The sequence below is a fragment of the Paenarthrobacter nitroguajacolicus genome (genome assembly GCF_029952445.1).
GTDB classification, from domain to species: domain Bacteria; phylum Actinomycetota; class Actinomycetes; order Actinomycetales; family Micrococcaceae; genus Arthrobacter; species Arthrobacter nitroguajacolicus_B.
In genome coordinates, this window is sequence record NZ_JAQPPK010000010.1 from 35,075 (window position 1) to 47,860 (window position 12,786).

Annotated in this window: 11 protein-coding genes; 9 read left to right on the forward strand and 2 right to left on the reverse strand. The window is 63.7% G+C overall.

Annotation, left to right across the window (positions count from 1 at the left end; all coding sequences use genetic code 11):
* The first annotated feature begins 25 nt into the window (after positions 1-25).
* The 7 genes from PJL15_RS08965 (at position 26) to PJL15_RS08995 (ending at position 8,122) form a co-directional block, all read left to right on the forward strand.
* A complete protein-coding gene (locus tag PJL15_RS08965) occupies positions 26-1,009 on the forward strand; it encodes a phosphodiester glycosidase family protein (protein WP_281450802.1) in 984 nt (327 codons plus the stop codon).
* Positions 1,006-2,139 carry a bifunctional glycosyltransferase family 2/GtrA family protein gene (locus PJL15_RS08970; protein ID WP_281450803.1) on the forward strand — a complete coding sequence of 378 codons (1,134 nt, stop codon included), beginning with the start codon at positions 1,006-1,008 and terminating at the stop codon, positions 2,137-2,139. Before PJL15_RS08965 ends, PJL15_RS08970 begins: the two co-directional genes overlap by 4 nt.
* Positions 2,136-2,813 (forward strand): DUF4956 domain-containing protein, encoded by a 678-nt coding sequence (locus PJL15_RS08975; protein ID WP_281450804.1) that lies wholly within the window; start codon positions 2,136-2,138, stop codon positions 2,811-2,813. The genes PJL15_RS08970 and PJL15_RS08975 overlap by 4 nt, the downstream gene beginning before the upstream one ends.
* Positions 2,810-3,613, forward strand: a complete 804-nt coding sequence (locus PJL15_RS08980) for a polyphosphate polymerase domain-containing protein (RefSeq protein WP_281450805.1) — start codon at positions 2,810-2,812, stop codon at positions 3,611-3,613. Before PJL15_RS08975 ends, PJL15_RS08980 begins: the two co-directional genes overlap by 4 nt.
* 9 nt (positions 3,614-3,622) lie before the next feature.
* Entirely contained in the window at positions 3,623-5,191 is a 1,569-nt protein-coding gene (locus tag PJL15_RS08985; RefSeq protein ID WP_281450806.1) for a carbohydrate-binding domain-containing protein, read from the forward strand.
* Positions 5,192-5,333: 142 nt separating this feature from the next.
* Positions 5,334-5,834 carry a sensor histidine kinase gene (locus tag PJL15_RS08990; RefSeq protein ID WP_281450807.1) on the forward strand — a complete coding sequence of 167 codons (501 nt, stop codon included), beginning with the start codon at positions 5,334-5,336 and terminating at the stop codon, positions 5,832-5,834.
* A 107-nt stretch (positions 5,835-5,941) separates the two neighbouring features.
* Positions 5,942-8,122, forward strand: coding sequence for a transglycosylase domain-containing protein (locus tag PJL15_RS08995; RefSeq protein ID WP_281450808.1), 2,181 nt, complete (start codon positions 5,942-5,944; stop codon positions 8,120-8,122).
* Positions 8,123-8,428: 306 nt separating this feature from the next.
* Here the strand turns inward: PJL15_RS08995 and PJL15_RS09000 are convergent, their stop codons facing one another.
* Positions 8,429-9,160, reverse strand: a complete 732-nt coding sequence (locus PJL15_RS09000) for a glutamine amidotransferase (RefSeq protein WP_281450809.1) — start codon at positions 9,158-9,160, stop codon at positions 8,429-8,431.
* A 246-nt stretch (positions 9,161-9,406) separates the two neighbouring features.
* Here PJL15_RS09000 and PJL15_RS09005 point away from each other — a divergent pair, with 246 nt between their 5' ends.
* Positions 9,407-10,600 carry an MFS transporter gene (locus PJL15_RS09005; protein ID WP_281450928.1) on the forward strand — a complete coding sequence of 398 codons (1,194 nt, stop codon included), beginning with the start codon at positions 9,407-9,409 and terminating at the stop codon, positions 10,598-10,600.
* A 175-nt stretch (positions 10,601-10,775) separates the two neighbouring features.
* Positions 10,776-12,104: an ammonium transporter gene (locus PJL15_RS09010; RefSeq protein WP_281450810.1), complete on the forward strand. Its 1,329-nt coding sequence runs from the start codon at positions 10,776-10,778 to the stop codon at positions 12,102-12,104.
* On the opposite strand, the gene PJL15_RS09015 is transcribed toward PJL15_RS09010, so the two are convergent.
* Entirely contained in the window at positions 12,101-12,697 is a 597-nt protein-coding gene (locus tag PJL15_RS09015; RefSeq protein WP_281450811.1) for a DUF1992 domain-containing protein, read from the reverse strand. The two genes, PJL15_RS09010 and PJL15_RS09015, sit on opposite strands and share 4 nt — an antisense overlap.
* Between the last annotated feature and the right edge of the window lie 89 nt (positions 12,698-12,786).

A 12,786-nucleotide genomic window follows, 5' to 3' on the forward strand; every position in this document is an offset into this window, starting at 1 on the left:
TAGCCTGCCTCCGTAGAAATGAGGCATGACTCCTCCACAGACTGAACACCGCAAAGGCCGCCGGACACGGCGCGCTATCGTCTCCGCCGTCCTGGCGGTCACTCTCTCTGCAGGGGGTGCAGCGGCCTGGGCGTTGGACCGCTTTGTCATCCCGCACGCGCAGATCACCAACGTTTCAGAGTACGAAGCCAGCCAGGCCGGCATCACGGACACGACGACGGACAGCACTTCCGCTGGCACCTCGGCGAGCGCCGTGGTCACGGACACGAGCTACACCTCGGGCGACACTGGCGTCACCATCTCCAAGGTGACCACCGGCAGCGGCGACAGCACCGTCACCTACTACGTTGCCGACGTCGTGCTTGACTCCGCCACCACGCTGAAGTCCGCGTTCGCGGAGGACACGTACGGCGAGAACATCACGGAAACCACGTCAGCCATCGCCCAGGACCACAACGCGATCTTCGCCATCAACGGTGACTACTACGGTTTCCGTGACACGGGGATCGTGATCCGCAATGGCGTGGTGTACCGGGATGAAGGTGCACGGCAGGGCCTGGCGTTTTACAAGGACGGCACCGTCAAGGTATACGACGAGACCACCACCACCGCGCAGCAACTGGTCGCCGACGGCGTGTGGAACACCCTGTCCTTCGGGCCGTCGCTGCTGGACAACGGCGAGATCGCCTCGGGCATCGAAGACGTGGAGGTGGACACCAACTTCGGCAACCACTCCATCCAGGGCGAGCAACCCCGGACCGCGGTGGGCATGATCGATCAAAATCACCTGGTATTCGTGGTGGTGGACGGCCGCAGCCCCGGATACTCCGCCGGCGTCACCATGACAGGCATGGCCCAGATCATGAAGGACCTCGGCGCCACCACCGCGTACAACATCGACGGCGGCGGTTCCTCCACCATGTACTTCAACGGATCGCTCGTGAACAACCCGCTCGGCGAGAACAAAGAGCGCGGCACCTCGGACATCCTCTACATCGCCCAGTCATGATCATCCTGATACCGGCCTACGAGCCGGACCACCAGCTCATCAAGCTCATCCGGAACCTGCACGAAGCCGACCCCTGGCTCACCATCGTGGTGGTGGATGACGGTTCCGGCCCGGCCTATAAGGAAACGTTCGACGCCGCCGCACGGCTTGGGTGCCATGTGCTCGGTTACCCAGTGAACGGCGGGAAGGGCCACGCACTCAAGGCCGGATTCGCCTTCATCGCCGGGAACTTCCCCGGCCAGGACGTTGTCTGCGCCGACAGCGACGGGCAACACGGCGTGGCGGACATCCTGGCCGTTGCCGACCGGGTCCGGCACGTTACGGCTGCCACGGTCCTGGGCTCGCGGAACTTCACCGGGAACGTGCCGGCCCGCAGCAGGTTCGGGAACACGGTGACGCGTGGGCTTTTCCGGCTCGCAACCGGCCAACGCATCACCGACACGCAGACAGGCTTGCGGGGCTACAAGGCGGACATGGTCCCCTGGCTCCTGGGGGTCCGCGGCGAGCGCTACGAATACGAACTCAACCTGTTGCTCGAAGCCAAGCAGGCAGGCTACGGCATTGTCAGTGTCGGGATTGCCACCGTCTACCTCAACGACAACGCAGGCTCCCACTTCCGTCCCGTGGCCGACTCACTCAGGATCTATGCACCGCTGCTGAAGTTCCTTGCCTCGTCCCTGTCCGCCTTCGTTGTGGACATGGTGATGTTCCTGGTGCTCCTTGGCGTCACCGATTCCTTGCTGGTTGCAGTGCTGGGGGCCCGGCTTGTCAGCGCCACGGTGAACTTCCTGGTCAACCGGAGGCTCGTCTTCGAGCACGGCAAGGACCGACCCCTTCGTTCTGCCGCCACGGGGTACGTGGCTTTGGTGCTGGTGTTGCTCCTGGCCAATTACGCCTCGATTTGGGCATTGACCTCTGCTGCTGTGCCGGACCTGCCGGCAAAGATCCTCACGGAGGCAGGGTTGCTTGGCGTCAGCTACGCCGTGCAGCACCGTTTCCTGTTTACCCGCAAGGGCCGGGCCGAGCACCGGGAAACGCATACCCCAGCCTTGGTCCCGGCACAGTTCCAGCACAGCCAGACCCTGAAAAGTGGACATCAATTCCCCCAGAGATTCCGGAGTAACCGATGAACACCATCATCCTCATAGCGGCAGACCTCGCTGCCATTTCCATCCTCACCTTGGCCCTCTACCTACGCCGCCACAGGCGCCGCGACCTGGTGGTTTCCTACCTCGGCATGAACGTGGGAGTCCTGGCAGTGGCCACGGCCCTGTCCGGATCAGCTGCCGGCGTCGGACTGGGCCTGGGCCTGTTCGGTGTCCTCTCGATCATCCGGCTCCGGTCCACCGAACTTGCCCAGCATGAGGTGGCCTACTACTTCTCGGCGTTGGCACTTGGCCTGATCTCCGGTATCGGTGTTGAGCCCCTATGGCTGACGCTCTCGCTCATGGCACTGGTCCTGCTGGTCATGTTCGTAGGAGACAACCCCAAAGTCCTCCCGGCCTACCGCCACCAGAGCGTGGTGCTGGACCGGGCCATCAACGACGAGCCCGAGCTCTACGCCCGGCTCGAGGAAGTCCTCAACGGCACCGTCCACTCGGCCACCATCCAGGAGTTGGACCTGGTCAACGACAAGACGATCGTGGACGTCCGCTATGCGGTTCGACCCCGCCAGGCCAACCGCCCACAGCCCGCCTTCAACCAGCCGGCAGGGGCACTGACACCGGCGCCACAGGAACTACCCGAAACGCCCGTTCCGGTTCACCCGGGCCCGTCCGTGCCCACGTCAGCGGGTGTCGCATGAGCCACGCCGAAGCCCCACCGATCATTCCGCAGCTGGGCAGGCTTCCCGCCGTCGGGCTCGAAGAGCTCACCACAGAAGCCGCGCTGCTGACCCGGGTGGACCGTAAGTACCTGGTTCCCTCGGCCACTGCCCGGAGGATCCTCTCCACTTTCAACGCCGAGGCCCGCGTCCTGGAGATGGATGGCGCCCGGACCTTCGCCTACGACTCGGTGTACTTCGATACCCCTGCGCTGGACAGTTACATGCTGGCGGCCCACGGGCGTCGCCGGCGGTTCAAGATCCGCACACGGACCTACGTGGACAGCGCCGTCAGCTTCCTGGAGGTCAAAACCGAAGGCGCCCGCGAAGCCACCGTCAAGGAACGCATCCCGTACGAACCCTGCGACCGGGACCGGCTCACCGAGGAGGGCCTGGCCTACGTCCGCGAAACGCTGTTGGCCGCGCTCGGCGACGTTGTTTTCGGTCCGTTGGAACCCGTCCTCTCCACCCGTTACGACCGCACCACCTTGTATCTTCCAGAGTCCGGAAGCCGGGCCACCATCGATTCCGAGGTCACCTGGCAACGGCCCGACGGCCAACCCTGGATCCTGGACAACGCCGTGGTGGTGGAGACGAAATCCGGTTCCGCTCCCGGCCCCTTGGACAGGCATCTCTGGGCTCACGGCGTGAGGCCATGCCGTATCTCCAAGTTCGCCACCGGTATGGCGGCCCTCCACCCGGAGCTGCCGGCCAACCGCTGGAACCAAACCCTCCGGCGCAGGATGCCACTGCGCCCCATCAGCCAACTCCCCCAAAGCTAAGGAAATCCCATGCGCTCCTTCCGAACCTACCTGTCCGTTGCCGCCGTCGCCCTGGCTGTTTCCCTGGCCGGCTGCTCCTCCGCAACCACCGCTTCCACCACCACCGGCTCCACCAGTACAAGCGCCACCCAGCAAACCGTCACCGCGGCCACCATCGAGGAAGACACCCACTACGACAGCGACGACCTCACCTGGGATGCCGCTTCTGAAGTGGCAATCAGCCTGGCCGACGGCGGCAGCAAAGTGACGTCGTCGTCCTCCACGGGCGTGGCGGTAGATGGCAACACGGTGACCATCAGTGCCGCCGGAACGTACCGCCTCAGCGGTTCCCTGACCGACGGCAAGATCGTTGTGGCGGCCGGAGACTCGGACACCGTCCGGATCATCCTGGACGGCGTCGAACTGGGCAATTCAAGTGGCTCGCCGTTCGTGGTGAACAGCGCCGACGAAGCGATCGTGTACCTGGAGGATGGCAGCAGCAACACCTTGTCGGACGCCTCCAGCTACGCCGACCAAGGCGACGACGCACCCAACGCTGCCCTGTACTCAATGGCGGACCTGACCATTGCCGGGCCGGGCTCCCTGAGCGTCAACGGCAAGTACAACGACGGCATCGTGTCCAAAGATGGGCTGGTACTGGCCTCCGGGAAGGTCACTGTGGATGCCAAGGATGACGGCATCCGTGGCAAGGACTACACCGTGCTCCTGGACGGCGCCTACCAGGTGACGGCCGGCGGAGACGCAGTGAAGGCGGACAACGAAACCGACGAGGGCCGCGGCTGGCTGCTGGTCAGCGGAGGTGCCCTCACGGTCAATGCAGGCGACGACGGCGTGAAGGCGTTCAACACCCTCACCGTGACGGGTGGAACCGTGAACGTGGCCAAATCCGAAGAAGGCCTGGAAGCGCAACACATCGCCATCTCGGGTGGGGACGTCACCGTCACATCGAACGACGACGGCGTGAACGCCTCGGGCGGGGCCTCCTCCAGCGCTTCCGGCGCTGGTGGCGGCGGGATGGGTGGCGGCATGGGTGGCGGTGAGACCGTGGGCGACTACACCGTGGACATCTCCGGCGGCACATTGACCATCAATTCCGAAGGCGACGGCCTGGACTCCAACGGCACCGCCGCTATTTCCGGTGGCACAGTGGTGGTCAATGGTCCAACGAACGATGGCAACGGTGCCCTGGACGTCAACGGTGAGCTGGCTGTCTCGGGTGGCACCATCGCAGCGGCAGGCAGTGCCGGTATGGCTGTCACCCCGGGGACCACGTCCACGCAGTCGGGGCTCCAGCTGACCTTTGACACCTCGGTCGCGGCGGGGACACCCGTGCACATCGTGGACTCCTCCGGTAAGGAGGTGGCAACGTTCGTGACCACCAAGTCCATTGCCTCGCTGGTGTTCTCCTCCTCCGCCATCACCGCGGGCCAGAACTACACCATCTACACAGGTGGCACCGCGGAAGCCAAGGCCGGCCTCACTACGGGATCCATCGACGGCGCCGAGCAACAGGGCTCTGTAACGGCGGGCCAGTACACCCAGGCACAGGGCCCGGGAGGGGGTGGGGGCCGCCGCTAAAGCCTCAACGAGTTGCCCGGACCCTTCCCCCGCAAACTTGATGCGAACTTGAGCCAAACGAAAAGGTTCCTTGATATAGCGGCGCCACGCTGGAATCAAGCGGAAGACCAATACACAGGCTTTCCGACAACGAATTTCCGGTATGGAACACAACGATGTGGGGGAAGAAATGGAACAGTCAGCAGCAGTCGACGACGTGGTGGCCGTCAAGGGCATCATCCAGGACCAGAACCCGGTGGACTTCTACGCACTGGGTGTCGCAGGATGCATCGACCGCCTGGCCGCACCCCTTCGTCGGGCCGGCGTCACCGTCCATTGGCACACTCCCCACCACGGCATCGAGATCTCATCCTCCGCGGCAGGCCTCCTGTACCACGTGGCCCAGGAAGCATTCAGCAACACTTTGAACTACGCGAACGCCGGCGAACTCACCATCCGTCTCAACGCCGTCTACCACGGCATCCAGCTCACCATCACGGATGATGGCACCGGTTTCGAGATCCACGCAGCACCCAGCGGCCGCAGGCACGGCTTCGGACTGCTGCTGATGTCCATCGCAGTTCACGACGCCGGTGGCACAGTGGACATCGACTCCGCCGTTGGGCGGGGCACCAGCGTGCGGGTGACACTGCCGCTGGATTGAGTCCGATTTGGGACCTTTATCCGGTGCCCCACCCATGGAACAACCGACGTTCCGGACGTATTCTGTAGCTACTTTTCAGCCTGGCATCCCTACGGATTGGCACGAAAATGGCGCGGAACAACAGAGGCTCACTCGGTCTGGGCAAGGTCCTTTTGAGGGTCTTCGGGTTCTTCTTCGTGAGCCTGCTCTGCGGAGTGTTGATCTCCGGCTTCGTAGTCCCGGTGGTTGCCTTCACCAGCACCACGGTAGGTGGGTCCATAGGCTTCTACGAGAGCCTGCCCAGCCAGCTCGACGTCGAGTCTCCCTCGCTTTCGAGCAAAGTGGTCACCGCCGACGGCCAACTCATCGCCACGTTTTACGCGGAGAACAGGGTCAAGGTCCCCCTTGAGAGCATGTCGCCGTTCATCCGCGAAGCTATTGTGGCGATCGAAGACAGCCGTTTCTATGAGCATGCCGGGGTGGATGCCCACGGCATAATGCGGGCGCTGACCTCCAACCTGACCAAAGGAACCAAGCAGGGAGCGTCCACGTTGACGCAGCAGTACGTGACCAATGTCCTCAACGAATCGCGCCTTTCACAGGGCCGCCCGGAGGATGTGGTGCTCAGCGGCGAGAAGACGCTGGGAGACAAGCTGCGCGAGATCAAGCTTGCGCTGGAGCTGGAGAAACGCTTCAGCAAAGACCAGATTCTTGAGGGTTACCTGAACATCGTGTTCTTCAACAGGAACGCCTATGGAATCGAAGCCGCATCGCGGTACTTCTTCAGCACCTCCGCCGCGGACCTGACCCTGCCCCAGGCAGCGATGTTGGCTGGCTTGGTCAACGGACCCAGCATCTACGACCCCACCGTGGACCCTGCTGCGGCGCTGGCCAGGCGGAACCTGGTACTGGACCGGATGCTGGAACAGGGAAAGATCACCGCCGTGGACCACGGCGTGGCCGTGGCGACCCCCGTGGAGCTGAAGGTCACCCCGTCCCTTCAAGGGTGTGCCGGTGCTCCGATCGCCACCTACTTCTGTGATTACGTATCGCACCTTATCCTCAACAACGAGTCTTACGGCCCCAGCGTGGAGGAACGTGAGCGGCTCCTCTACCGCGGCGGCCTCACCATCACCACCACCCTGGACAGCAGGCTCCAGGCGGTCGCGCAGCAACAAGTGGATGCATCCGCCGGCGACAACCCGGACAAATGGGGCGCCGCCATGACCACTGTGCAGCCCGGCACCGGCAAGATCCTCGCGATGGCCCAAAACACCGTCTTCGTGCCGCAGGACGGGAAGTTCGATACCCAGTTGAACTTCAACGTGGATGCCAAGGACGAGAACGGCTACGATCTCAACGGCGCCGGAGGTTTCCAACCAGGATCCACCATGAAGCCCTTCATTTATGCGGAGTGGCTCAACGAAGGCAAGAATCCCACAGCCGTAGTGGATGCCTCGCGCAGGGTGTACCCCGTGGGCTTCCCATGGCGTTCGAGTTGCGGCAAGGTGCTGGGCGGCTACAGCACGGCACAGAAGGCCCAGAACCTTGGCGCCGACGACGACCTCCAGAACAACGACGCCGGCTACTACCGCCCCATGCCCATCAATTACGGTCTCTACAACTCCATCAACACCGCGACGTTCGCCACGGCAGCGCAGCTGGACTTCTGCGGAATCCAAAAGATGGTGGACACGGTGGGCATGCACAGCGGCTTGGACAATGCACCGATCAACATGCACCAGATCGGCAATCTCCTGGGCTCCATCGGCGTCGCACCTCTTGTTTTGGCCAGCGCCTACGCCACCTTCGCCAACGACGGCACGTACTGCAAACCGATCGCGATCACGGAAATCAGCGACGCCCAGGGCCGTGAATACGAAGCCCAGAAACCGGAATGCCGCGACGCCGTCAAGCCTGCCGTGGCCAGGGGCGTCAACTCAGTGCTGCAGGATGTGCTCAAGCTCGGTTCCGGCGTCTACATCGAACCGAAAGTCCAAAGCAGGGTCCCGGTAGCCGCCAAGACGGGCACGTCCAACAACAACGGAGCCACGTGGGTGGCCGGCTTCACCACGACGCTCGCTACGGCGTCGTTCTTTGGGGACACGACGGCGGGACAACAGCGGGCGGGCCAGAACGTCACCATTAATGGCAAGTTCTACAAGTCCTTGGACGGTTACATGATCGCCGGCCCGCAATGGGCGAACTACATGATGGAAGCCACCGCACTCTACCCCAGCGGGCCCTTCCCCGCACCGGCTCCCCCACCCGCGCCAGCGCCGAGCACCAGCCCGGCAACCCCACGGTAGGCCGGGCCGCCGTCGTTCGTCCACGTTGCGAGGCCCGGTCTGCGCGGCAATCCCCGGGTTTGGGGCGCAAAGCAGGCCCCACAACAAACCCACCCCACGTTGCGAGGCCCGATCTGCGCGGCAATCCCCGGGTTTAGGGCGCAAAGCAGGCCCCACAACAAACCCACCCCACGTTGCGAGGCCCGATCTGCGCGGCATACCCCGGGTTTAGGGCGCAAAGCAGGCCCCACAACAAACCCACCCCACGTTGCGAGGCCCGATCTGCGCGGCATACCCCGGGTTTAGGGCGCAAAGCAGGCCCCACAACTAGCGTGCGTAGCGTTCCGTGAAATTCCTCAGCACACGCATGGGCTCTTTGACGGTCGCTTGCCGTGCCGTGGCGATGAGCTCGTCGGCTTCGTGGAGTGGGAAGTAGCCGGCGTCCTTATAGATTTTGATGCGCGTGACCAGCCCGTCGGCGTCGAGTTCCGGGTGGAACTGGGTGGCGTAGAGGTTGCTCTTGATCCGGAACATGTGCACCGGGCAGGCCGCCGAACTGGCCAACAGCACTGCATTCGGGGGCAGTTGGCTGCACGCTTCCTTGTGTCCAACGAAAGCCTCGAAGGTCCGGGGGACGCCCTGAAGCAAGGGATCGTGTTCGCCGTCCGCGGTCAGCTGGATCTCCGTTGCGCCGACCGGTTCACCGTAGCGCCGGTCAATAACGGCGCCTTGGTGCACGCCCAGGGTTCCTACGCCGTAGCAGGCACCCAGGAAGGGAAAGTCTTCGGCCACGATGTGGTCCAGAAGGCTCGACAGCTCAGCCTCCACCCGGATCTGCTCGGGGCTCTTCTCCTCCACAGGATCGCTGGAGGTGTACGGGCTGCCACCGACGATCACGCCGGAGTAGTCGTGCAGCTCAAGCGGCGGCAATGGTCCGGACTCCATCCGCACACGAACCAGCTCCTCCGGCTTGAGGCCGCAGTACCGGAGGTAGGCCTGGTATTCGTCGTCGGCAGCGGCGTCTTCGGCTCGGGTGGCCAGCAGGAGGAAGGGCTTCACAAGGCCAGTCTGCGCGAGGACGCCTGCACATTCCAAGTGAATGGGTAGGTCTGGCAGACACTCCCTTAGGGGGAACAAATTGCGTAGCGTTGGAATTGTTCACGCTAACGCCCCCCAACGTGACAAATCCCAAAGGAGCCATTTTTGAAGCAGGACCCTGCCGTGGTCGAAACCCAGACACCCCAGAAAACCCAGAAACCTCGGAACAAGCAACCGGCGCAGTCGCCCGAGGCGACGCCCCGCGACCTGTCAACGGGCAACCGTCCCGCCAAAATCCCCTGGGGCGGCCTGCTTGTCCTCGCGGCCGCCGGCTTCACCGCGGTCACCACGGAACTCCTGCCCTCGGGCCTCCTGCCGCAAATCAGCCGGGACCTCGGCGTGGACGAATCGGCTGTCGGCTCGCTGACTGCCGTCTATGCGGCCATCATCGTCTTCACTGCCCTGCCTCTCTCGAGGTTCCTTGCCGGTCGCGTTCCACGGAAGACCCTGCTCATCGCTACCGTGCTGGCGTTTGCCGTCAGCAATGTCCTGCTGGCACTGAGCCCCACCCTTGGCTGGGCGATTGGCGCCCGGCTCCTTGGCGGCATCGCCCATGGCATGTTGTGGTCCAGCATGGCACCCTATGTGGCGCGCATCGTCCCGGCGCATTCTGTGGGAAAGTCCATGGCTGTGGTGTTCAGCGGCAACAGTATTGCCTTGGCCGTAGGAGCGCCCATCGGGACATTGATGGGCTCGCTCATGACCTGGCGGGCCTCGTTCATGGTCCTGGCCGGCGTCGGTGCGGTGCTGGCCCTGTTGGCGTTCTGGCTCCTTCCCGGCGCCCACGACCAGTCCAGCCAGAAGGCTCCGTCTCTTCGCGCTGCCATGAAACTGCCGGGCGTAATCGCTATTGCCGTAGCTTGGCCGCTCTTGCTGCTGGCCCACTTCACGCTGTTCACTTACGTTGCGCCCTTCCTGCTGGCATCCGGGCTGCCGGAATCCGCCACGAGCATCTCCCTGTCCGTCGTGGGAGTGGCCAGCCTCGTGGGGATCTGGATTGCCGGAATGACAGCGGACTCGCGCCCGCGGCGATCGGTGATTACCGCCGTCGTACTGTTGACGCTTTCGTTCGCCCTGCTGCCGGCGTTGGGCGGCACCTGGGTTGGGGCGTTTGGCCTGATGACCCTGTGGGGAATCGCGTTCGGCGCCGTGGGTATCTACAACCAGGCGGCGATCCTCCGCGCGGGCGGCGAGCACAAGGACGCTGCAAACGGCCTCACCGTGGTGACCATCCAACTGGGTATCGCCGTCGGCGCCGTGTACGGTGCGTTCGCCCTCACCACCGTGGGCGCGCAGCTGGTGCCTTTGGCCGCGGCGGTCCCTACTGCTGTGGCCCTGGTGATCATCATCGCGAGCCGTCGCGGCGGGTACCCCGCAGGGCCGCGGGAGAAGCGCCGTTAACATTCCCGAAACATGCCAGTGACCTGATCTTCACGAACGGAAGATTTCTGTAACTTACCTGCAACTTAGCTCTTCTGAGTCGGAAACATAGCTCACCGAATATAGATCGGGGGGCTAGCAAGGGCCGGATGAATCCAGGCCCGTTTCGGACAGGCTTGATAAGAAGGGAACGCAGGTGGAGATCTCTGCGCAGAACGTCTGGATGATGTTGTCGGCGGCCATGGTGCTCTTCATGACCCCCGGCCTCGGTCTGTTCTATGGCGGCATGACCCGCGCCAAGGCAGCACTGAACATGATCATGATGAGCTTCATCTCGGCGGGAATCGTGGGCGTGGTCTGGGTCCTTTGGGGCTATTCGATGACCACCGGCGACGGCTTCCTGGGGCTGTTCGGCAATCCGTTCGCGCACTTCGGCCTGCAGGATCTGCTGGGCACGCCCGACCTCATCAAGGCCACCTTCGCAGCCACGTTCGCCATCATCACGGTGGCCCTCATCAGTGGCGCCATCGCTGACCGGGCCAAGTTCGGTGCCTGGGCGTTGTTCGTCCCCATCTGGGTAACCGTTGTCTACTGCCCCCTGGCCTACATGGTGTGGGGCGGCGGGCTGATGAGCGCCGGCGGTGCCGTGTCCGACGTCTTCGGCCAGGTGATCGACTTTGCCGGTGGCGCAGTTGTTGAGGTCAGCTCCGGAACTGCCGCTTTCGTCCTCGCATTGATCGTGGGGAAGCGTCATGGGTTCGCCAAGGACCCCAACCACCGGCCGCACAACGTCCCGTTCATCATGATCGGCGCAGCAATCCTCTGGTTCGGCTGGTTCGGCTTCAACGGCGGAGCTGCCACCACTGCCGCCCAGGCCGGCCTCATCTGGGTCAACACCCTTGTTACCCCCGCCGCGGCAATGCTCAGCTGGCTGGTGGTGGAGAAAGTCCGCCACGGCCACCCCACATCCTTGGGAGCTGCATCCGGTGTTGTGGCCGGCCTCGTGGCCATCACGCCCTCCTGCGCCAACATCACTCCCCTGGCGGCTCTGGGCCTGGGCCTTGTGGCCGGCGCTGCCTGCGCTGTGTTCGTTGACCTCAAGTACAAGTTCGGTTTCGACGACTCGCTGGACGTCGTGGGCGTCCACTTCGGCGCCGGTGTGATCGGCACCCTTTCCCTGGGCTTCATCGCCTTCCCCCACGACGGCGTGGCAGGTGGCCTCCTCTACGGCGGCGGTCCGCAGCAGCTGATTGCTCAGATCGTAGCTGTTGTGATCACGATTGCGCTGTCCGGTGTGGGCACCCTGGTCATTGGTCGAATCATCCACAAGACAATCGGCTTCCGGGTTCCCCACGAGCACGAAGTCACCGGCGTGGACCTCACTCAGCATGCCGAGTCCGCGTACGAGTTCGGCCTCACCGCCCACGGCCATTTCCGTCAGCAGCAGGCACACTTGTCAGCGCTGATCACCCGGAAGCCTGCAGTTTCCAAGCCGGTGGAAGCCAAGGAAGACAGCCTGGCCTAGCCGGAGCCGTTCCAGAGGCGCTGCCACCACGTGCGCCTTGTCATGGGTGCGGACTCAGGTTCAGCCGGGGCAGTCGCGGCCCGCCGTTCCCTCCACCGTTGAAGCTCAACGTCCACGTCACGAAGCTTGGTGATCACCGGAGGCCCGCCCTGCAACTGTCGCCGGGCCTCAATCAACCTCTTGTTGAAGTCGTCCAGAATGTCCCGGACCTGTTTCTCGGTGTACTGCTGATCCAACTTTGCATCCAGTTCGGCGTCTTCGATCCGCAGCAGGATGGCGGGAGGGCCGATGCCGCTCAGCTGTTCGCGCTGGATCAGGCCTTTGACCCACCAGTCGGGGTCGTAGTGCTCGCCAAGTCCTGGTATCGGTTTGCCCGCGTATTTCAGGTTGTCGAACTTCCCCTGGTTCATGGCGTCGCGGATCAGGTATTCGACCCGTGCAGAATCGTCCACCTTCCGGCGTTTCTCGCGCTCCTCTGCATCGGCTGCCTCAAGCTCGGCATCCTCCTGCGCGTTGCCGCCCCAACCGCGCACGGCGCGAAGTTCCGCCCCGCGCTCGAGCTTCCGCCTGAACGCGTTGTTCCCGGCACTCATCGTGTCCGCCACCTCCTCGAACGGCAGCCCTCGCCTGCCGGAATTCGTGGTCCTGCATCCAGTATTCCGCACCTTGCAGTGGTTAATCC

What these genes read in the sequence shown, in the direction of transcription:
- PJL15_RS08965 (WP_281450802.1), top strand. Translation starts at nt 26, where the DNA reads ATGACTCCTCCACAGACTGAACACCGCAAAGGCCGCCGGACACGGCGC.
- PJL15_RS08970 (WP_281450803.1), top strand. Translation starts at nt 1,006, where the DNA reads ATGATCATCCTGATACCGGCCTACGAGCCGGACCACCAGCTCATCAAG.
- PJL15_RS08975 (WP_281450804.1), top strand. Translation starts at nt 2,136, where the DNA reads ATGAACACCATCATCCTCATAGCGGCAGACCTCGCTGCCATTTCCATC.
- PJL15_RS08980 (WP_281450805.1), top strand. Translation starts at nt 2,810, where the DNA reads ATGAGCCACGCCGAAGCCCCACCGATCATTCCGCAGCTGGGCAGGCTT.
- PJL15_RS08985 (WP_281450806.1), top strand. Translation starts at nt 3,623, where the DNA reads ATGCGCTCCTTCCGAACCTACCTGTCCGTTGCCGCCGTCGCCCTGGCT.
- PJL15_RS08990 (WP_281450807.1), top strand. Translation starts at nt 5,334, where the DNA reads ATGGAACACAACGATGTGGGGGAAGAAATGGAACAGTCAGCAGCAGTC.
- PJL15_RS08995 (WP_281450808.1), top strand. Translation starts at nt 5,942, where the DNA reads ATGGCGCGGAACAACAGAGGCTCACTCGGTCTGGGCAAGGTCCTTTTG.
- PJL15_RS09015 (WP_281450811.1), bottom strand. Translation starts at nt 12,697, where the DNA reads ATGAGTGCCGGGAACAACGCGTTCAGGCGGAAGCTCGAGCGCGGGGCG.